Source organism: Agrobacterium sp. SOY23 (assembly GCF_027212525.1).
GTDB classification, from domain to species: Bacteria; Pseudomonadota; Alphaproteobacteria; order Rhizobiales; family Rhizobiaceae; genus Agrobacterium; species Agrobacterium tumefaciens_I.
The window spans coordinates 438,794-459,542 of the sequence record NZ_JAPWDT010000005.1; the positions used below are offsets into that span (position 1 = coordinate 438,794).

The 20,749-nt window shown below is 60.8% G+C and carries 19 protein-coding genes; 15 read left to right on the top strand and 4 right to left on the bottom strand.

Translation table 11 applies throughout. The annotated features are described in order from the left end of the window. Positions 1-2: 2 nt before the first annotated feature. Complete coding sequence (locus tag O3S81_RS17200) at positions 3-1,229, bottom strand: MFS transporter (protein WP_269345074.1); 1,227 nt, start codon at positions 1,227-1,229, stop codon at positions 3-5. A 122-nt stretch (positions 1,230-1,351) separates the two neighbouring features. On the opposite strand from O3S81_RS17200, the gene O3S81_RS17205 reads away from it, so the two are divergent. The 14 genes from O3S81_RS17205 to O3S81_RS17270 all read left to right on the top strand — a co-directional run bounded on the left by O3S81_RS17205 (position 1,352) and on the right by O3S81_RS17270 (position 16,604). Beyond that, positions 1,352-1,945, top strand: coding sequence for a TetR/AcrR family transcriptional regulator (locus tag O3S81_RS17205; protein WP_269345076.1), 594 nt, complete (start codon positions 1,352-1,354; stop codon positions 1,943-1,945). A 124-nt stretch (positions 1,946-2,069) separates the two neighbouring features. Continuing rightward, the gene (locus tag O3S81_RS17210) at positions 2,070-3,824 is read left to right on the top strand and encodes an alkaline phosphatase (RefSeq protein ID WP_269345078.1); all 1,755 of its coding nucleotides are present in this window, start codon (positions 2,070-2,072) and stop codon (positions 3,822-3,824) included. A 121-nt stretch (positions 3,825-3,945) separates the two neighbouring features. Continuing rightward, a complete protein-coding gene (locus tag O3S81_RS17215) occupies positions 3,946-4,410 on the top strand; it encodes a hypothetical protein (RefSeq protein WP_269345080.1) in 465 nt (154 codons plus the stop codon). Between the two features lie 4 nt (positions 4,411-4,414). Next, positions 4,415-5,104, top strand: coding sequence for an ABC transporter ATP-binding protein (locus tag O3S81_RS17220; protein WP_269345082.1), 690 nt, complete (start codon positions 4,415-4,417; stop codon positions 5,102-5,104). Next, the gene (locus O3S81_RS17225; RefSeq protein WP_269345083.1) at positions 5,101-6,540 is read left to right on the top strand and encodes an ABC transporter permease; all 1,440 of its coding nucleotides are present in this window, start codon (positions 5,101-5,103) and stop codon (positions 6,538-6,540) included. Before O3S81_RS17220 ends, O3S81_RS17225 begins: the two co-directional genes overlap by 4 nt. 238 nt (positions 6,541-6,778) lie before the next feature. Then, positions 6,779-7,237, top strand: coding sequence for a DUF1801 domain-containing protein (locus O3S81_RS17230; RefSeq protein ID WP_269345084.1), 459 nt, complete (start codon positions 6,779-6,781; stop codon positions 7,235-7,237). 253 nt (positions 7,238-7,490) lie between these two features. Further along, positions 7,491-8,543, top strand: coding sequence for an NAD(P)-dependent alcohol dehydrogenase (locus O3S81_RS17235; RefSeq protein WP_269345087.1), 1,053 nt, complete (start codon positions 7,491-7,493; stop codon positions 8,541-8,543). Between the two features lie 373 nt (positions 8,544-8,916). Then, positions 8,917-9,801, top strand: coding sequence for a helix-turn-helix domain-containing protein (locus tag O3S81_RS17240; protein ID WP_269345149.1), 885 nt, complete (start codon positions 8,917-8,919; stop codon positions 9,799-9,801). Between the two features lie 97 nt (positions 9,802-9,898). Next, on the top strand, positions 9,899-10,810 hold the full coding sequence (locus O3S81_RS17245; protein WP_269345088.1) for an ABC transporter substrate-binding protein: 912 nt from the start codon (positions 9,899-9,901) through the stop codon (positions 10,808-10,810). Between the two features lie 70 nt (positions 10,811-10,880). Beyond that, positions 10,881-12,383, top strand: a complete 1,503-nt coding sequence (locus O3S81_RS17250) for a sugar ABC transporter ATP-binding protein (RefSeq protein WP_269345089.1) — start codon at positions 10,881-10,883, stop codon at positions 12,381-12,383. Then, positions 12,373-13,350 carry an ABC transporter permease gene (locus tag O3S81_RS17255; protein ID WP_269345090.1) on the top strand — a complete coding sequence of 326 codons (978 nt, stop codon included), beginning with the start codon at positions 12,373-12,375 and terminating at the stop codon, positions 13,348-13,350. The genes O3S81_RS17250 and O3S81_RS17255 overlap by 11 nt, the downstream gene beginning before the upstream one ends. A 39-nt stretch (positions 13,351-13,389) precedes the next feature. Next, positions 13,390-14,121 carry an SDR family oxidoreductase gene (locus tag O3S81_RS17260; RefSeq protein ID WP_269345092.1) on the top strand — a complete coding sequence of 244 codons (732 nt, stop codon included), beginning with the start codon at positions 13,390-13,392 and terminating at the stop codon, positions 14,119-14,121. Between the two features lie 89 nt (positions 14,122-14,210). After that, positions 14,211-15,821: an FGGY-family carbohydrate kinase gene (locus tag O3S81_RS17265; RefSeq protein ID WP_269345093.1), complete on the top strand. Its 1,611-nt coding sequence runs from the start codon at positions 14,211-14,213 to the stop codon at positions 15,819-15,821. Positions 15,822-15,878: 57 nt separating this feature from the next. After that, entirely contained in the window at positions 15,879-16,604 is a 726-nt protein-coding gene (locus O3S81_RS17270; protein WP_080827908.1) for an SDR family oxidoreductase, read from the top strand. Positions 16,605-16,681: 77 nt separating this feature from the next. On the opposite strand, the gene O3S81_RS17275 is transcribed toward O3S81_RS17270, so the two are convergent. After that, positions 16,682-16,978: a PRC-barrel domain-containing protein gene (locus O3S81_RS17275; RefSeq protein ID WP_269345094.1), complete on the bottom strand. Its 297-nt coding sequence runs from the start codon at positions 16,976-16,978 to the stop codon at positions 16,682-16,684. Positions 16,979-17,249: 271 nt separating this feature from the next. Between O3S81_RS17275 and O3S81_RS17280 the strand changes: the two genes are divergently transcribed. Beyond that, complete coding sequence (locus O3S81_RS17280; RefSeq protein ID WP_269345096.1) at positions 17,250-18,386, top strand: polysaccharide biosynthesis/export family protein; 1,137 nt, start codon at positions 17,250-17,252, stop codon at positions 18,384-18,386. A gap of 8 nt (positions 18,387-18,394) precedes the next feature. On the opposite strand, the gene O3S81_RS17285 is transcribed toward O3S81_RS17280, so the two are convergent. After that, positions 18,395-19,294: a protein kinase domain-containing protein gene (locus O3S81_RS17285; RefSeq protein ID WP_269345097.1), complete on the bottom strand. Its 900-nt coding sequence runs from the start codon at positions 19,292-19,294 to the stop codon at positions 18,395-18,397. Then, on the bottom strand, positions 19,281-20,690 hold the full coding sequence (gene tagF / locus O3S81_RS17290; RefSeq protein ID WP_269345099.1) for a type VI secretion system-associated protein TagF: 1,410 nt from the start codon (positions 20,688-20,690) through the stop codon (positions 19,281-19,283). Before tagF ends, O3S81_RS17285 begins: the two co-directional genes overlap by 14 nt. Positions 20,691-20,749 lie beyond the last annotated feature (59 nt).

Sequence of the window (20,749 nt, forward strand, 5' to 3'; positions counted from 1 at the left end):
TGTTATTCGGCGGGTTGCGCTGCGGCCGCCGTGTCGGCGCGCTCGCGGTCGCCGGAAAGGCTGCGCTGACCGAGACCGATGATGGCGACTGTCGAGAGGCTCGCGACGACCGACACCCAGAAGCCATTGTTGGGGCCGAAATTGTCGATCACCCAGCCGGAGACGAAGGCACCGAACGCCATGCCGATACCGATGCCGGTCATGACCCAGGTGACACCCTCCGTCAGCATCGATTCCGGCACGCGGCGCTCGATCAGGCCGAATGAGGTGATGAAGATCGGCGAGATGGCAATGCCGCTGAGGAAGACGGCAAAGGCGAGCAGGGCAACGCTGGTATTGGCGACGAGGAGCGGCAGCGTGGTGAGTGCAAGCACGCTGACGGCGATCAGCAGTTGGCGTTGCAACGGCATTTTCGGGTTGATCGCGCCGAGAATGAGGCCGACCACGAAGGAACCGACGGCATAAACGCCGATGACGAGGCTCGCGGTTTCCGGCTGACCGAGTTGTTTGGTGATTGCGACGGCGCTCACTTCGGCCGTGGCGAAAGTCGAGCCGACAAAGATCAGGGCGAGCGTGATGATCTGGACCGGGCGCAGGGAGATGGCCGAACGCTGCCGGTGTCCGCTTTCAACCGGCCGCACCTTCGGTTCGGTCGAACGTTGCAGCAGGAAGGCAAAGGTGCCGAGCGCCAGGAAGGCGGTGCTGATCATCATGCCGGCCTCCGGAAAGAGGGAAACCGCAAGGCCGACGGAAAGCGAGGCGCCGGCGATATAGACAAGTTCGTCGGCGGCGGATTCAAAGGCGAAAGCCGTGTTGAGTTCCGGCCGGTCGCGGAAGATTTCCGTCCAGCGTGCGCGCATCATGGCGGGAATGCTGGGCATGGCGGCGGCGAGGAAGGCCGAAAGGAAGAGCGTCCAGGCCGGCCACCTCTGATGTGTCGCGATAATCAGCGCCGCAAAGGCGATGACCGAGACGATGGTGGCAGGGATGAGGATGCGGCTCTGCCCCTTGCGATCCACCAGCCGGGAGATTTGCGGCGATGCCGCGGCGTTGGTCAAGGCGAAGGTGGCGGAGACGGCGCCGGCCAGCCAATATTCCCCATGGGTCTGTGACAGCATGGCGACGATGCCGATCGGGGCCATGGCGATGGGAAGGCGGGCGAAGAAGCCGGCGGCGGAAAAGCCTTTTGCACCTGGAGCGCGGAAAATTTCTCTGTATGGATTAGACATCGGGATGCACCTTGTTCAGAGGGTGTCCACCACATACATACGTGGCGTATGTGAATGAGATAATTGCATACGGAGCGTATGTCAACTAATATACGCGTCGTATGCGAAGATTGGAGAAAAAATTGCGTAAACCTCGCAGTGAAATGATTGCCGAGACGCGGGCGAAGCTTCTGGCTGCCGGCCGTGAGGCCTTTGGCAGCATCGGTTACGCGGAAGCATCGATGGACGACTTCACCGCCGGGGCAGGTCTCACCCGCGGCGCGCTCTATCATCACTTTGGCGATAAAAAGGGTCTGCTGATGGCCGTTGTGGCCGAAATCGACGCGGAGATGACGAAAAGGCTCTGTGACATCTCCTCAAGGGCCGAGACCCGGTGGCAGGGTTTTGTCGAGGAAAATCTCGGTTATGTGCGCATGGCTCTGGAACCCGAAATCCAGCGGATCATGTTTCGCGACGGGCCGGCGGTTCTCGGCGATCCATCCCGCTGGCCAAATGCCAATGGCTGTATCTCAGCCGTTGCGCGCAGCCTCAGCGCGCTGAAGGAAGAGGGCACCATAGGCGATATCGATCCGGAGGCATGCGCCCGTTTCATCAATGCGGCGAGCAGCAGTGCCGCCCAATGGATCGCGAATTCCGACGACCCGGAGACGACCTCGAAACGGGCTGTGGACAGTTTCCGGACTTTTCTGGAAGGGTTGCGGATCAAGAAAGACTGAGCCGCAGCCTTACAAGGCTCTGCGAATTTCCCGCAACGCCCGATATGGTGGGTTGCAAGTCATGCAACTGTCATGTGGCGGGTCTAGGAGGGGGTGTGGTTTTCACACGTCTCGAGAGGGGAATATGCGCAAAATCGTTGCTGCTTTGGTCGCCACGACCGTTCTTGCCGGCGCCGTTCAGGCTGCCGAGGTTTATCCGCTTGATCGTGCTACGATCCTGACCGGTTCGCCGTTCGATTTCAAAGTCGAGTTCGCTTCCGTCGTGAAGCCGGAAGACGTCAAGATCACCGTCAATGGCCAGGATTACAAGGCTGCTCTCGGCAAGGACGCGGAATTCGTCGCCGAGGAAAAGAACAAGGACAAGGTGCTCGGTTCGGCCGTCATCCTGCGCGGCGTTTCGATCGCCAATGCCGGTGACTACAAGGTCGAGGTTTCGGCCGGTGCCGAAACCAAGAATGTCACCTGGACCGTTTATGGCACGCCTGCCCAGGCAAAGGCCAAGAACGTCATCTTCCTGATCGCCGACGGCCTTTCCGTCGCCCATCGCACGGCCGCCCGCATCATGTCCAAGGGCATGACCGAGGGTAAGGCCAATGGCCGTCTCAACATGGATGACGTGCCGCCGGTCGCCTTCATCGGCACCTCCGCCACCGATGCCGTCGCCACCGACAGCGCCAACACCATGTCGGCTTACATGACCGGTCACAAGACCGCCGTGAACGCCATCGGCGTTTATGCCGACCGCACCCCGGCCTCGCTTGACGATCCGAAGGTGGAAACCTTGGCCGAAGCCCTGCGCCGCCAGACGAAGAAGTCGATCGGCATCATCTCCACCGCCGAAGTGCAGGATGCGACCCCGGCTGCCGTCGTTTCCCACACCCGCAAACGTGGCGACAAGGCCGAAATCAATGGCATGCTGTTCGATGTGAAGCCGGATGTGCTTCTCGGCGGCGGTTCCGCCTACTTCCTGCCGCAGGCCACGGCCGGCTCCAAGCGCAAGGACGACAAGGACTATATCGCCCTGTTCAAGGAAGCTGGCTATACGCTCGCGACCAGCAAGGCCGAACTCGCAACGGCTGCCGGCACCAATACCGGCAAGATTCTCGGCCTGTTCCACACCGGCAACATGGATACCGCGCTCGACCGCGAGTTCCTGAAAAAGGGCACCACGGCCAAGTTCCCGGACCAGCCGGGCCTCGTCGAAATGACCAAGGTTGCGCTCGACAATCTGTCGAAGAACCCGGAAGGTTTCTTCCTGATGGTTGAAGCCGCCAATGTCGACAAGATGTCCCATCCGCTGGACTGGGATCGCGCTGTCGTCGACACGATCGAATTCGACAAGACCATCGGCATTGCCCGCGAATTTGCAGCGAAGAACCCCGATACGCTGATCATCGTCACCGGTGACCACACGCATGGCGTTTCCATCATCGGCACCGTTGATGACGACAAGCCGGGCACCGAAATGCGGGAAAAGGTCGGCACCTATGCCGAAGCCGGCTTCCCGAACTACGAAGACAAGAACGGTGACGGTTATCCGGACAGGGTGGATGTTTCGCGTCGCCTGTTCCTGAACGCCAATAACGGCCCGGACCATTACGAAACCTTCCGTCCGAAGCTTGACGGTCCGTTCACGCCGGCCGTGCAGAACGAGAAGAAGGAATATGTCGCCAACGAGCAGTACAAGGACGTTCCCGGTGCTGTCTTCGTATCCGGCATCATTCCGAAAAGCTCGGATAGCGGCGTCCATGCGGTGGATGACGTCGTGCTGCAGGCCGAAGGCCCCGGCGCTGAAGGTTTCCGCGGCTATATGGAACAGAGTGACGTTTACAGGGGTCTCGCTGAAGCCTTCGCACTCGGCGCAAAGCAGACCAACTAAGATCTGAACCGGGTAAGGGCGCGCCGCCATGGGCCATGGCGTGCCCTTGCCGTCACTTCCGGTCTTGCATTGCCGGTCCACGCGGCTGGTGATGAAAGACCTTTCAAAAAGGAGAATGGTCATGGGCAAGCCTGATCAGGCGCGGTTCAACCGCCGCCAGACATTGGGTCTCATTGCCGGCCTGCCGCTGCTGGCCGCCGGCACGCGCGCGCAGGCGACAAGCGACCTCACCTTTGACGAACTCTACGGCAAGGTCAGCGTCCTCGGACTGGAATTTTCCGAAAAGGTCAAACAGCTGAACGGCAAGGAAATCGCCATGCGCGGTTTCATGGCGCCGCCGCTGAAGGCCGAAGCGCAGTTTTTCGTGCTGACTGAAATACCCATGTCGATCTGCCCGTTCTGCTCCACGGATGCGGACTGGCCGGACAATATCGTCGTTGTTTACCTCGGCGAAAAACAGACCTTTACCCAGCCCAGCCAGACGATCGAAGTGCGCGGCACGCTGGAAACGGGCTCGTGGACCGATCCCGAGACCGGATTCGTCAGCCTGCTGCGCATTCGCCAGGCAGAATACGCGACGGTTTGAGACCATGCTGTCCCTGAAGATAGATCATCTTGCCGTGTCCTTTCCGGGGCTTGCGGCGCCGGTTCTCGTTCTCGACCATCTACACATCGCCGCCGGCAGCCGTGTTGCGCTGACGGGCGGCTCCGGCTCGGGAAAGAGTACTCTTATCAACATCATCGCCGGTCTCGAGCGCGTGCAGGCCGGCCGCGTCGTCTGGGGCGAGCAGAATATCGCTGACTTGTCGGAGGGTCGCCGTGACCGTTGGCGGGCCGCCAATATCGGCCTCGTCATGCAGGAATTTCATCTTTTTCCCGGCCTGTCCGCGCTGGATAATATCCTGCTGCCCGCCCGCCTGTCGCGTGTGGCAGATGCGGACCTCATGAAACGCGCCCAATCCCTGTTTGCGACCGTTGGCCTCAAACGGCCGGAGCAGCATGTTGAGACCATGTCGCGGGGTGAAATGCAGCGTGTCGCCATTGCCCGTGCGCTGCTGCGCAGCCCCGGCGTCATCATCGCCGACGAACCGACCGCAAGCCTCGATCTCGAAAGCGGCGAGGCTGTCGGCGACCTGCTTTTATCCGTCGCCGCCAGCACTGGCAGCACGCTGATCGTCGCCAGCCACGACCAGCATCTGATCGGCCGTCTCGACCGGCGTCTGACCCTCAGCGGAGGCCGTATCGTCGCCGATAGCGAACGCAAGGAGATCGCGGCATGATCGGCTTCATCCTCGCCGACCTGCGCCGCCTTTGGCTGGGCGGGGCCGTTGTGGTTCTGCTTGTTGCGCTGGCCACGGCGCTCGGCGTGGCGGTCACGCTGCAGGAACGGTCGCTGCGTCTCGGCAGTGCCCGCGCAGCCGATAAGTTCGATCTCGTCATCGGCGCGGCCGGCAGCGAAACCCAGCTGGTTCTCTCGTCCATCTTCCTCCAGGCAGCGCCCCTGCCACTCGTGGATGGCGCCGTCCTCACCAGACTTGCCGCCGATCCGCGCGTTGCCTGGGCTGCCCCGGTCGGGTTTGGCGATTCCTTCGCCGGTTACCCCATCGTCGGTACGACGACGAGCCTCGTCAGCAATACGACGCCCGGTTTTGCCGAGGGCAAAATCTTCACGCTGGAAGGCGAAGCCGTCCTTGGCGCTGCCGTTAATCTGTCCGTCGGCGCGGAGATCAAGCCGATGCATGGCACCGCCGAGACCGGCGGCCATACCCATACCGAGATCGCCTATAAGGTTGTCGGCAAGTTGCAGCCGACCGGTACGCCCTGGGATCGCGCCATCCTGGTGCCGATCCAGGCCGTCTGGCATGTCCATGGTCTCGGTGAGCACCATGGGCACGACCACGAGGAAGGGCATGGCGTGGGCGATGCGGATGCGCATGCCGACGAGCATCAGCACGGGGAGGGGCACGATCACGCCGATGAAAATGGGGAGCGCCGTGAGGACGGTGACACCCATGCCGAAAGCGGGGGCGGCCAGGCCGAAGCTTCCGTTCAGCTTGCGGCCTCGCAGGTGCAAAAGCATGCCCTGGCCCTCGGCCCCGCAACGTCGGCGCATATGGAGTCCGATCATCATGGCGGCATCGATCCCGATGCCCCGATCGTCGAAAATTTTGGCGATGGCCTGCCCGGCCTGCCGGCCATTCTCGTCAAGCCGAAAACGATTGCCGATGCCTATCGCCTGCGACAGGAATATCGCAGCGGCAATACGCTCGGTGTGTTTCCGGGTGAGGTGCTGACCGGCCTTTATGCAACGCTGGGCGACGCCAAGATGGTGCTGGGCGCGGTCGCCGCCGGTTCGCAGGGGTTGGTGGCGGCGGCGCTGATGCTGGTCACGGTGATCCATGTCGGGCAACGGCGTCGGCAGATCGGCGCATTGCGCGCATTCGGCGCGCCGCGCGGCTCGGTTTTCGTCATCGTCTGGCTGGAGCTTTTCTTTCTGGTGGCACTCGGTGTCGGCATCGGTTTTCTGCTGGGATTGGGCGCGGCCCATCTCGGCGCGCAGCTCTTCACGGCAAAAAGCGGCGTGATCCTGCCGGTGGGGTTCACCGGGGAGGATCTGCGTCTTGCGCTCTTCCTGCTGGGCTTTGCCGCTGTTCTTGCGGCGATACCGGCGCTGCTCGCCTATCGCCAGTCTCCAGCCGCTGCCCTGCGTGCCTGAGACAACGTATAGGCTAAAACAGGCCCCGCTTTTTTCAGCTTTAACGGTGGGCCAGCCGGGTGACTGGCGCACCGTACCATGCCGGCAGATCGCGTTTCCTGGATAAATGCGGCTCCGAGGGCAGGACAGGGCAGGGCCGATAAAATATAGTTTTTTTACTGCGTTCGCTTTTTATGGCAGGTTCGTACCGGGGCTTTGGAAAGCGGCAGGAGGCCGCCAAAGAACAGGAGGAACCGCGATGGCTGAAAAGAGGCCGGGTAAAGCTGCCGAAATAGCTGAGACCAAGCCGTCCGCCGCCGAACCGAAACTTCTTTCGGGCGGTAATCCGCAGATTGCAAAGGGATATGGTGATGCGCCGGTGCAGGCTTATATCGCCGCCATGCCGGGTTGGAAAAGCCCGGCCGGAGCCCGTATCGACGCGTTGATCGAAAGCTTGGTGCCGGGCGTGCGCAAGGCAGTGAAGTGGAATTCACCCTTTTACGGCATGGAAGACGACGTCTGGTTTCTCAGCCTTCACTGTTTTACCAGATATATCAAAGTCACCTTCCTCAACGGCGCATCCTTGCAGCCCCTGCCGCCCGGCGCGTCGAAGCATCCCAGGGTTCGTTACCTCGATATCCATGAGGGCAATTTCGATGAAGCGCAGTTCGCCGACTGGGTGAAACAGGCGAGCCGATTGCCGGGCGAGAAGCTTTAGGGAGGCTCGGCCCGCAAGCCCCGCGGGGATGGAAGGCGCTCCGTATCGGCAGACGAATCATGCCCTCTGTCCCGCTTCCGAAAGGCCGTGACATCCTGCCAGTGATGAGAAATAGCGGGCGTCTCGATACAGTTTTTCCCTGGCGAAGAAAAACCGGACGATCCGGTGGATTTCTGTTTACTTTTGCCGATGTTGCACGCCATCACGCTCATTGAATTCGCTGCCAGGCGTATCGCAAACCACGGAGGATGAGATGAAGGCACTGGTGCTGGAAGAAAAAGGCAAGCTCTCGCTCAGGGATTTTGATATTCCCGGTGGAGCCGGGTCCGGTGAACTCGGACCGAAGGATGTGCGCATCCGCACCCACACGGTCGGCATCTGCGGCTCGGACGTTCATTATTATACCCATGGCAAGATCGGCCATTTCGTCGTCAATGCGCCGATGGTGCTCGGACACGAGGCTTCGGGAACGGTGATCGAAACCGGTTCCGAAGTCACCCACCTGAAGGCGGGCGACCGTGTCTGCATGGAGCCGGGTATTCCCGATGCCACATCGCGGGCCTCGAAACTCGGTATCTATAATGTCGATCCGGCTGTCCGCTTCTGGGCGACGCCGCCGATCCATGGCTGCCTGACGCCGGAAGTCGTTCACCCCGCTGCCTTCACCTACAAGCTGCCGGACAATGTCTCCTTTGCCGAAGGGGCGATGGTCGAGCCCTTCGCCATCGGCATGCAGGCGGCACTTCGGGCGCGCATCCAGCCCGGTGATATTGCCGTTGTCACCGGCGCCGGCCCGATCGGCATGATGGTTGCCTTGGCAGCCCTTGCCGGCGGTTGCGCCAAGGTCATCGTTGCTGATCTCGCCCAGCCGAAGCTCGACATTATCGCGTCTTATGACGGTATCGAGACTGTCAACATTCGCGAGCGTAATCTTGCCGACGCCGTGGCAGCCGCTACTGATGGCTGGGGCTGCGACGTCGTTTTTGAATGCTCAGGCGCGGCACCCGCCGTGCTTGGCATGGCGAAGCTGGCACGGCCGGGCGGTGCTATCGTGCTTGTTGGCATGCCGGTTGATCCGGTTCCGGTCGATATTGTTGGCCTTCAGGCCAAGGAGCTGCGGGTGGAAACGGTATTCCGTTACGCCAATGTCTATGACCGCGCGGTTGCGCTCATCGCATCCGGCAAGGTCGATCTGAAGCCGCTGATTTCCGCGACCATTCCCTTCGAAGACAGCATTGCCGGTTTCGACCGTGCAGTCGAAGCACGGGAAACGGACGTGAAACTGCAGATCGTGATGCCGCAATAAAGGACGAAGCCTGCCGCTGATGATTGAGCGGCAGATATCTTGCGGAAAAGTATGAGTGTGGCCTGCCGACAGGAGGCAGGCCACACGTCAAGATTTCACCGGATATTGCTTCCGGTTGCGCATTGTTTGAGCGCATCACGCCAAATTGAGCGGAAAATTCGGTGACATCGCCGCGTTTTTGGTCAGCCCCATCGGGCGACTATTCATTTCCCGACAAAAAAGAGTCAAAAAAGTATCGGTAATTTCTTCGGCGTGATGTGGAAGCACAGAGGCCGCACGCCATATGCTCCTCATCAACGCCTGGGACGAGCCATAAAGAGGAAATGGCTCTGTTCCGCAAATGCGGCGGACGCGACTGATGGGAGGAACCATGATGCAGCCCGATCTGGAACTGGTGCACATCCGCAAGGGCGAATCCTTCGCTGCCTGGCGGCATGGCTATCCGTTCCGCACCGTGCGCTGGCATTATCATCCCGAATACGAAATTCATCTGGTCGTCGCCACGTCGGGCACCTTCTACATAGGTGATTTCGTCGGTCGCTTCAGCCCCGGTCAGCTCATCATGACCGGCCCCAATCTCCCCCAGAACTGGATCAGCGAGATCGAGCCGGACGAAATCGTGCCGACTCGTTCCCTCGTGATCCAGTTTCCGGAGAGCTTTATCGAAGATGCCTGCGCCTCCATGTCTGAAATGGACGTGGTGCGTGCACTGCTGGATCGCAGCCGCCGTGGCATTCTCTTCGACGATGAGACGAGTGACCGGGTTCGCCCGCTGATCCTGCGGTTGATCGAGGCGCAGGGGCTGACGCGGCTCGCGCTTTTCTGGGAAATTCTCGATCTGCTGGTCAACGCGCCGTCTTCAGAAGTGCTTGCAAGCCTGAGTTATGAGCTTGATCTGACCGGCATTGGCGATAGCGGCATCAACCGCGCTTTGTCACATCTGCGCCAGCACCTGACCGAACAGGTCGAGGAGATCGATCTCGCCGACATGGTGGGTCAGAGCCCGAGCGCCTTTTCCCGCGCCTTCAAGCGCCATACGGGCACGACGCTGGTGCGGTATCGCAATCAACTGCGCATCGATCTCGCCTGCCAGATGCTGCTGGCGGATCAGGACGTGAAGGTGGCGGAGGTCTGCTACGATGTGGGCTTTTCCAATCTTTCGAATTTCAACCGGCATTTCCTGAAACTGAAGGGAATGTCGCCGTCGAGGTTCCGAACCGTATTCGCGGCCCAGAAGGCAGCGGTCATGGCGGAGTAAACCAGCGACACATCGCCGATTTTTTAGAATTCGGGCAGAGGGCTGTCCGGAAACGGGCACCTGTTGCCCCAACTTTCCAAACGGGAGGAAAAGTGAGATGAAAATGAAATCCAAGTTTCTGATGGCGACAGCCGCAATTGCAATGATGGCCGCTCCGGCGCTGGCGCAGGAAAAGCTGAAGATCGGCATGACCTTCCAGGAACTGAACAACCCCTATTTCGTATCGATGCAGGAAGCGCTGAAGGAAGCCGCCGCAAGTATCGGCGCTGACGTCATCGTCACCGACGCCGGCCACGATGTGGCAAAGCAGATTTCCGACGTTGAAGACATGCTTCAGCAGAAGATCGACATCCTGCTCCTCAACCCGACAGACAGCGCCGGCATCGAAGCCGCCGTTCACGCTGCCAAGGCTGCCGGCGTGACTGTCGTTGCGGTTGACGCCAATGCCAACGGCCCGGTCGACACCTTCGTCGGTTCGAAGAACCGCGACGCAGGTTATCAGTCGTGCAAATATCTCGGCGATGCGCTTGGCGGCAAGGGCGAGGTTGCTATCCTCGACGGTATTCCGGTCGTTCCGATCCTGCAGCGCGTCGAAGGTTGCAAGGCGGCTCTTGCCGAATTCCCCGAGATCAAGCTTGTTGACACGCAGAACGGCCGTCAGGACCGTTCCGTTGCTCTCGGTGTCGTTGAAAATATGATCCAGTCGCGTCCGAACCTCGCCGGCATCTTCTCGGTCAACGACGGCGGCGCGATGGGTGCACTCGCTGCGATCCAGGGTTCCGGCAAGGACATCAAGCTGACCTCGGTGGACGGTGCTCCGGAAGCAGTGAAGGCGATTGCCGATGGCGGTCCTTTCATCGAGACCACCGCGCAGTTCCCGCGTGACCAGGTGCGTGTCGGTCTTGCCATGGCGCTTGCCCAGAAGTGGGGCGCACGCGTCGTGCCGAAGGAAGTCCCGATCGACGTCATGGTTGTCGACAGCAAAAACGCTGGCGAGTTCAGCTGGTAAGATCTCCTCCCAGTCCCGTCCCCACCTTGTGTGGGGGCGGGGTTAAGTCCCGACCATTGAGGAGGGTGAAATGCTGGAACTGAATGGAATAAGAAAAAGCTTTGGCAAGATCGAAGTCCTGCGCGGCGTCGACCTTGAGGCGCGCGCCGGTGAGGTGCATGCGCTTCTGGGTGAGAACGGTGCCGGCAAGTCGACTTTGATGAAGATCCTGTGCGGCATTTTGCAGCCCTCCGAAGGGACGATCCGCATTGACGGCAAGGATCGCCGCTTCGCCAATTACGATGAGGCGATTGCCGCTGGCGTCGGCATCGTGTTTCAGGAATTCAGCCTGATCCCCTATCTCAATGCCGGCGAAAACATGTTTCTTGCTCGCGAAATCCGCGGGCCGCTGCGCCTTTTGAACAAGGGTGCGATGCGCAAGCGCGCGGCCGAGATCATGGGCCGTCTGGCCGTGGATGTGCCGCTCGACGTGCCGGTGCATCGTCTTTCGGTTGCCCAGCAGCAATTCGTCGAAATCGCCAAGGCGCTGTCGCTCGACGCCCGCATTCTCGTGCTCGACGAGCCGACAGCGACGCTCACGCCGTCCGAGACAGAGCATCTGTTCAAGGTCATGCGCGAGCTGCGACGTCAGGGTGTGGCGATCATCTTCATTTCGCATCATCTCGAGGAAATATTCGAGATCTGCGACCGCATCACGGTCCTTCGCGATGGCGAGTTGATCGGTTCCTGCCTGACATCGGAGGTCGACAATGACCGCCTGGTGGAGATGATGGTCGGCCGGCGCATCGAAGCCAGCTTCCCGCCGAAGCCGCAGCTCGATCCTTCCGCCGCAAAGGTGATCGAAGTGGAAGAGCTGCAATTGAAGAAGGGCGGCCCTGTCTCGCGATTTGCGCTGCGCAAGGGTGAAATCCTCGGCTTTGCCGGGCTCGTCGGCTCGGGTCGCACGGAAACGGTGCTGGCCATGCTCGGCGCGCATTCCGCCTCGCGCCGCAAGATCAAGCTCGATGGTGTGGATATCCGTTTATCGGGCCCCGATGATGCGCTGATGCGTGGCATCGGCCTGCTTCCGGAAAGCCGCAAGGAAGAGGGGCTGATCACCAGCTTCTCGATCCTGCAGAATATTTCGCTGAACAATTATCGCAAATACCGCAAGGCCCACTGGTTCCTCGATCTCAAAAAGGAACTGGAACATACGACGAAGGCCATGGCGCAGGTGCAGGTCAAGGCGCAGGGACCATATGCCCGGGTCGACACGCTGTCCGGCGGCAACCAGCAGAAGATCGTCATCGCCCGCTGGCTGAACCATGACATGCGCGTGCTGATCTTCGACGAGCCGACACGCGGCATCGATGTCGGCGCAAAGGCGGAAATCTACGCTCTGATGCGCGAATTCGCCGCCAGGGGCCATTCGATCATCATGATCTCCTCGGAGCTGCCGGAAGTGATCGGCATGTCCGACAGGGTCTGCGTCTTCCGTTCCGGCGGCATCGTCGCCACGGTCGAAGGCGAAGACATCAATTCAGAAACAATAATGACAAACGCCACCACCGGGAGAGTTGAACATGTCGCTTGATGCAAACACCGGCACCGCCGTGAAAACGGGCGGTTTCAGTCTCAGTGCCATGCTGCGCTCGCCGCTTACCCTGCCGCTGGCGGGTCTGATTGTCGTATCCATCCTGATGGGGCTCGCGAGCGACAATTTCTTCAGCCTCAACAACATCATGAACGTGCTGCGGCAGGTGTCCGTCGTCGGCATTCTCGCCGTCGGCATGACCTTCGTCATCCTCACCGGCGGCATCGACCTGTCGGTCGGTGCGGTCATGGCGCTTATCGGCACGCTGTCGGCCGGCCTGATGGTGAATACCGGCCTGTCGCCCGCGGTTGCTTTGCCGGCCGGCCTGTTCATCGGTCTCGGTATCGGCATCTTCAACGGGGCGCTCGTCGCCTGGGGCAAGATGCCCGCCATCATCGTGACGCTCGCCACCATGGGCATGGCGCGCGGTCTCGGTCTCATCTATTCCGGCGGTTACCCGGTCAGCGGCATTCCGAGCTGGATTTCGTGGTTCGGCGTCGGCCGTATCGGCGTCGTTCCCGTACCTGTCGTCATCATGGTGGTGATTTATGCCATCGCCTGGGTGCTGTTGCAGCGCACGGCTTTTGGTCGCCACGTCTACGCACTTGGCGGGAACGAGCTGGCGGCGCGTCTTTCGGGCGTGAAGACCCAGCGCGTCAAGCTCGCGGTCTACGGCATCTCGGGCGTCACGGCAGCTTTCGCCGCCCTCATTCTGACCGGCCGCCTGATGAGCGGTCAGCCCAATGCCGGCGTCGGCTTCGAACTCGATGCCATTGCGGCCGTCGTTCTCGGCGGTACGGCGATTGCCGGCGGCAGGGGTCTCATCCTCGGCACGCTCATCGGCGCGGTGCTGCTCGGCATCCTCAATAACGGCCTCAACCTGATGGGCATCAACCCCTATCTGCAGGATGTCATCAAAGGCGGCATCATTCTGCTGGCCATCTATATCGGGCGCGAATGGCGCTGAGCCGGCCCGGAAACATCTTCATAAACGCAGGAGAATTAAATGTCTGAATCGCTGCAAGGCAAGATCGCGGTCATCACCGGCGCCGCATCCGGCATCGGGCTTGCCACAACGGAAGCGCTCTTGGAACAGGGCGCAACCGTGGTCATGGTCGACTGGAACGAGAAAGCCTTGAATGATCTGGCCGCCAAGCTCGGCGACCGCGCCATCCCGCAGGTGACGAACCTGCTGGATGCCGACAGCTGCAATGCGATGATCCCGGAAATCCTCAAGAAGGTCGACCATATCGACATTCTCTATTGCAACGCCGGCACCTATATCGGCGGCTCTCTCACCGAGACGACGCCCGAAGCCATCGACAAGATGCTGAACCTCAACGTCAATACCGTGATGAAGAACGTGCAGGCCGTCGTGCCGCATATGTCGGCGCGCAAGACCGGTGATATCATCGTCACCTGCTCGATCGCCGGCCATTTCCCGACCTATTGGGAGCCGGTCTATTCGGGTTCGAAATGGGCGATCACCAGCTTCGTGCAGGGCATGCGTCGCCAGATGATCCCGCACGGCGTGCGCGTCGCGCAGGTCTCTCCCGGTCCGGTCGTCTCGGCGCTTCTGGCCGACTGGCCGGAGGAAAACCTTCGCAAGGCCAAGGAATCCGGCAGCCTCATCGATGCGAGCGAAGTGGCCGATGCCGTCGTTTACATGCTGACACGCAAGCGTACCGTCACCATCCGCGACATGCTGGTCTTGCCGACCAACTTCGACCGCGTTTAAAAATCTCTGGAGCGGCGGAAAGACCGGAAACGGTCCCGCCGCTTCAACCTGTTCAAGCACCGGATGATCCGCTCCGAGGAGTATCGCAAATGGCTTCCTATCTTGTTGGCGTCGATGTCGGGACCGGCTCGGCGCGGGCCGGTGTCTTCGATGTCGCGGGCAAGCTTCTCGCCACCGCCAAGCGCCCGATCAGCATGCATCGCGAGGATGGCGGCATTGCCGAACAATCGAGCGCAGAAGTGTGGCAGGCCGTCTGCGACAGCGTGCGCGAAAGCGTTTCCCGCGCCGGCATCGATCCGGCCGCGGTTGCCGGCATCGGTTTCGACGCCACCTGTTCACTTGTCGTGCGTGGACCTGATGACGAGACCCTGCCGGTCGGCGCTGCCGATCATCCCGAACGCGATATCATCGTCTGGATGGATCACCGCGCCGTTGAACAGGCGGAGCGCATCAATTCTGGAGAGCATGCCGTCCTGAAATATGTCGGCGGCCGCATCTCTCCCGAAATGCAGACTCCGAAGCTTTTGTGGCTTCGTGAAAACCGACCGGATGTCTATGCCCGCGCCGAGCACTTCTTCGACCTGACGGATTTTCTGACATGGAAGGCTTCCGGCGCGCTTGATCGTTCCGCCTGCACGGTCACCTGCAAATGGACCTATCTCGCCCATGAAAACCGCTGGGATGCGGACTATTTCACCAAGATCGGGCTTGGCGATCTGGCCGAGCAGGGCTTTCGCCGCATCGGTGAAAGCGTCGTGCATCCCGGTACCGCGCTCGGTGCAGGCCTGACGCAAGATGCCGCAAAGGCCATGGGGTTGGTCGCGGGCACCGCCGTTGCCGCGGGCCTGATCGATGCCCATGCCGGCGGTGTCGGCACGGTGGCTGCCGGTGGCGATGCCTCGCGATGCCTCGGTTATGTCTTCGGCACCTCGTCCTGCACCATGACCACCACCACCGAACCCGCCTTCGTGCCGGGTGTCTGGGGTCCTTATTATTCCGCCATGGTTCCAGGTGCATGGCTCAATGAAGGCGGACAGTCCGCCGCCGGGGCGGCGATCGACTACCTCGTGCAATTGCACCCGGCCTTTGCCGAGGCGAAGGCGCTTGCCGGGAAGGAAGGCAAAGCCTTGCCGGTCTGGCTTGCCGACCGTGCGCTCAGTCTCGCCGCATCTGCTTCCGTCGCGGCAAAGCTTGCCGAAGATTTTCATGTGGTGCCGGAATTCCTTGGCAATCGCGCGCCCTTCGCTGATCCCCATGCCCGCGCGGTCATTGCCGGTTATGGCATGGAGACCGGCGTGGATTCCCTCGTCGCGCTGTATGTGGCGGGGCTTCTCGGCCTCGGTTACGGGCTTCGCCAGATCATCGAAACACAGGCCCGCAATGGTGCGCCGGTGGAAACCATCAGCGTCAGCGGCGGGGCGGGTGCACACCCGCTTGCCCGGCAGTTGCTGGCGGACGCGGCGGGGCTTCCTGTGGAACTGACGGAATGCGAGGAGCCGGTGCTTCTCGGTTCGGCCATGCTGGGTGCCGTTGCCGCCGGAACCTATCCGGACCTGATGGCCGCCATGCCCGCCATGTCGCGTATCGCCAGCTGTGCTGCGCCCGATCCTGCTTTTCAGAAGATCCACCAGACGCGTTACGACGCGTTTCTGGCGCTGCAGAATGCGGCGCGCGCCATTCGTGCCGCCAGCCATTCCTGAGCGCTGTCACATACTTAGATCATCCGGCCGTATCGGCCGCAAAATAACGAGGATTCCATGCAGTTTTCCGGAAAATCCGTCATCATCACCGGCGCAGGCAAAGGCATCGGCCGCGCCTGTGCGCAGCTGATGGCCGCGCGCGGTGCGGAAGTGGTGGCGATCAGCCGCACCCAGTCCGATCTCGACAGCCTGAAAAGCGAAATCGGTGGCCGTTCGATCCGTGTCGATCTTGCCGATGTCGCCGCCACCCGCGCCGCCATGGCGGAAGCCGGTCCCTGCGATTTCCTGATCAACAGCGCCGGCATCAACGTGCTGGAAAGCGTACTGGACATGAGTGATGCGGGTTACGAAGCCGTGCTGGGCATCAACCTGCGCGCCGCGCTCGTCACCTGCCAGGAATTTGCTCGCGCCCGCGTCGCAAATGGCGGCGGCGGTGCCATCGTCAACATCACGTCCATTGCCGGTCATCGCGGTTTTCAGGATCACCTGTGTTATGCGGCGTCGAAGGCCGGGCTTGAAGGCGCAACCCGCGTTCTCGCCAAGGAGCTTGGCCCCCACGGTATCCGCGTCAACGCGGTTGCGCCCACCATCACGCTGACCGAGCTCGCTGCCGAAGCCTGGAACGATCCGGCCAAGAGCCAGCCGATGATGGTTCGTCATCCGCTCAACCGTTTTGCCGAAGCGGAAGAGGTGGCGCAGAGCATTGCGCTGCTGCTCTCGGACGACAGCAAGATGATTTCCGGTGCCGTATTGCCCGTCGATGGCGGTTTCCTCGCCGTTTGACGCAAAAGCGTTTGCCCGGAAAATAAAAGAACGCTCGGCAAACAGCCGGGCGCTCTTCTGGATCAATGACAATGCAATTAATGACGATGCTCGGGCATGTCCTCAAGCTGGTCCTTGGTCCATGAGGTCACTGCGTGGATCTCTCCGTCCTCGTCCCGCATGAAATCGAGATCGCTGATCGGCACCGCGACGGGTTTTGCGCCGATGCCGAGAAAGCCGCCGACATCGATGATCGCGGTGGTGCCGGCGCCAACACCATGGACATGATCGACCTTGCCGACCTTGTGATCGTCCGCGCCATAAACGGTGGCGCCTTCAAGAACGGATGGCGTGAGTTCGGTTTCAACCAGACGAACGTGATTGCTGTGGTCCATTGTTTTTTCTCCTGTCTTGGTGTGCAGAAAGCTAACTCCCGCACTGCAAAACCGTTCCATCCAATCTCCTAGGCGCCGGCAGGAGCAGGCCACTTATTTCTCATCGGTACATTGTTGGGGTCGGTGAGGGAACACTTTGGAAAAGGTTGCGGAATGGTCACACCTTTTCGCCGGAAGACAAGTTTTCGCTAAATTGCAACCGCTAAAGTTGTTGCGATGACGTGTTTGGATGTTATCTCTGCGTCAGGTTGAATCATCAAGGGGATGAGGGATGAAGAAGTTGGGGGCGGTTTTGCTGGTGGCTCTTTTGAGCGCATGTGCAAAGCCATCTGACGGGCCGACCGCGGGCAATATCCGGTCTGCGACCTTCCCTCGAACCAACGAAAAAATCCCCGTTATCGAACTTGCAAATGCACCGGCGGCCACGGTTTCCGCCGGCAGCCTGCAAAACGCTTCCGGTCCCGGCCTCACCGCGCTTCGCAATACCGGCTATAACGCCCAGAGACTGCGGCGCGGCGACGTGATCGACATCACCGTGCTGGATACGGGTGAAGACGGTCTTTTCTCCCCGACGCAGAGCAAGACGCTCAATCTCGGCCGCTTTACCGTGGATCAAAGCGGCTCGGTCAATATTCCCTTCGTCGGCAAGCAGAGGGTTATTGATTCCACGCCAGAAGGGCTGCAATCACAGGTCGTCGCCGGGCTCAAGGGATCGGCCGTTAATCCGCAGGCCGTCGTCACCGTCGTCGACAAGCCGACGAGCGCCGTCATGCTCAGCGGTGCGGTGAAGACACCCGGAAAGATCGTGCTCACCGCCCGTCAGGAGCGGGTGCTCGACGCGCTCAACCAGGCTGGCGGTCCGACTGTCGCTCCGGGCGCGGCCAACGTCACGATCGTTCGCGGCTCGCAGAGAGCCAGCGCGCCGCTTGACCGCGTCATGCGGGAAGACCGTCAGAACATCCGTCTTTCGCCGGATGATCAGATCATGATCGATGGCGATGCGGCGAGCTACACGGCACTTGGCGCTTTCAAGAGCGCCGGGGAATTCCAGTTCGAAACCGGAAAGCTGACCCTGGCGCAGGCCGTCGGCCGTGCCGGCGGATTGCTGGATGACCGCGCCGATGCGCGCAACGTTTATGTGTTCCGCAACGAGATCATTCAGATTCCGTCGACATCCGCGCCGGGCGCGAAAGGCCCGGTCGCTACGGCCACGAGCATGCGGCCGGTGATCTATCACGTCAACATGCGGGACGCTTCCAGTATCGCACTCATGCAGCTCTTCCAGATGCAGAAGGGCGACGTGCTTTATGCCAGCAATGCGCCGCTGGTGGATTCGGCCAAGCTCCTGACCGTGTTCCAGAAAAGCGCGCCGACGGCGGCCGCGCCTCTGCCCGGCAGCAGCAACTGAAGCCAGGGTTAGAGAAGCCGTAGCGCATCCATGGCGGATTGCGGACGGAGAGTGGGGTCGTCACGGCTACAGGCATCGGCAAAGTGCGAAAGCCTGTCCGTTGCCGCCCCGTCGCCTGTTTCGATGAGCCGCGCAGCAAGCCGCCCGACTGAAAATATGTCCTGACTTGGCTTTGCTGCTGCCCCGCCCCTCTGTTCCGGCGCGGCAAACCCGGCCGATGCGGCAAAGGTCATACCCCGCTCCGCATGTTTTTGACCGATCTCCAGTGCAATGCCGAAATCACCGAGCCTGCCGGTTTCGTAATCACCGTCCTGCAGCAGGATATTGGCGGGCGTCACATCGCAATGGACATATCCGCGCGCATGCAGGGCGCTCAGGCCTTCCAGCACGCGGCGAAGGATGAGGATTACATTCTGCGCCGTGATTGGCCGGGCGGGTGATGCCAGCGATTGCGGAAACCAAGGCTGTAGAAGCCCCGGTCGGCCATCGGGCAATCGCAGCAGCATGGATGTTTCCAGCAGACACGGATGGCGAAGGGCCAAGCCGATCCTAGCTTCCTCCCGCAATCTTTGCAGCAGCGCCGCGTCGTCTCTCATTGCCGGCGGCGCTGTTTTCAGGGCATGAAGGGAGCCGAGATCGCGGTGTCGCAGCAGGAGTAACAGCGTGGTTTCGCTTTCATAGGCCGTGCCCTCGACGGAAAAGCTGTCGGCGATCCATTCGGGTTTCGCGGCGGAAAAATGCGAGACCTTTCGATCCAGCGCATGTCTTATCTGGTCGATCAGGTCTTTCTGTTCTTCAGCGGGCCGCTCTCGCGTGCCGTCATGGCGAATGCTTTGCCACAACTCCGAAAAGCGCTCGCTCACCTGCGGATAAACGGGGCTTCGGCCCTCCCGTTCACCCTCGCTCATGCTCGTTTCCAATCACGATTGCGCTGATATTTTCGCGTGCGTTTTCGATCAGCGCCTCCTGTATCAGGGCACCGGCGCAATCCTTGACCGGCGTGCTGCTGATGATTTCGGCGATCGTCCGTTCTTTCAGCAAGTGCACCAGCGGGTAGCTGCACAGAAGCAGCCGGTCCTGCTCGCCCCAATCCTCATAAACAATATCCGGCCGGAACTGCTGGGAAAATCCGACACATTGGGACAGCTGCTTTTTCATGCCGATAATGACGTGATCGCGGGAAAGCAGATGCATCGTTCCGTTTTTCAGCAGATAGGCGCGCGCATCACCAGACCATATTATGCCCAGCCTTCCGTCGATGATATGGGCGATGACGGTGCTGGCGGTTGGCCTGCTGTCTGCGCCGGCGCTCTGTCTCGACAGGAGAAGGCTGTTGACGGTGCCGAGTTTGCCCCTGATCTGCTGCGCCATCATCTCCGCATTTTCGGCATCCGGCGTTTCCGCCAGAATATTGGTCACCAGACGTGCGGCTTCCACGGCGCCGTGCGTATCGCCCTGTCCGTCGGCTATGGCGAAAAGAGAAGGTTTTTGTGAAACGAACAGCGAATCCGCATTGAGGGAAAGCCGTGTTCCGGCATGTGTCGCGTAGCTGTAGACGACCGATGACGACGGCTGCATGGCCGGCGGCGCGGGCCGAACCGCGGCAGTGGGCTCAGGTTTCACATCACCCGGCGACACCGCCCTTGCAGGGCTTGCTGCGTCTTCATCGTCCTTCACCGCTATCTCGCTGAACAGGCGCATGAAATCGGAGGCCTTCGGCTTGCCGTCGAATTTGTGTCCGCGTGCGCGGCGGCTCTGCGGATCGATATGCCACCAGAGGCTTGTCGGCATGCGGTCACGCATCATATCCGGTTCGTCGTCATCTGCCCGCGGCTTCGGCAGACGCAGCTTTTTGACGGCGGCATTGAACCGGGACATGTCGAAATCACCGGTCATGGATGTTTCGGCGAGAGCCTCGGCCGCCATGAACCAGGTATCGTCGAGGTAGAGCGTTCTCGGATGTTTCCGGAAACCGTTGAGCTGGGCAATGATCGCAAGTGGATATTTCCGCCCCACCCGGTCAGCGCTAGGCACCAGCACGCCCACATAGGCACAATTTCCCCATATGCCCCTTTCGACGATGAAACGGATGGGCGGGGATGACGAGAATATCGCCGGCCAGCGACCGGAAAACATTTCCGCGCAGGCATGCAGGCCGGATCGCATCCAGTCGTCGAAAATGCTGATCAATTCCCGTTCAAGGCCATCGGAGATAAAATCGCCGTGGCTGGGTATCTTGCCGAAGAAACCGATGCGGTCGCTTTCCGCAGCGGTTTCCGCAGGTCTTGTTGCCTGATTGGCCATCAGACACGAACGATCCGGGTGGCTCTTGTCATCGCTGTCATCATAAATCCCCTCCGTTG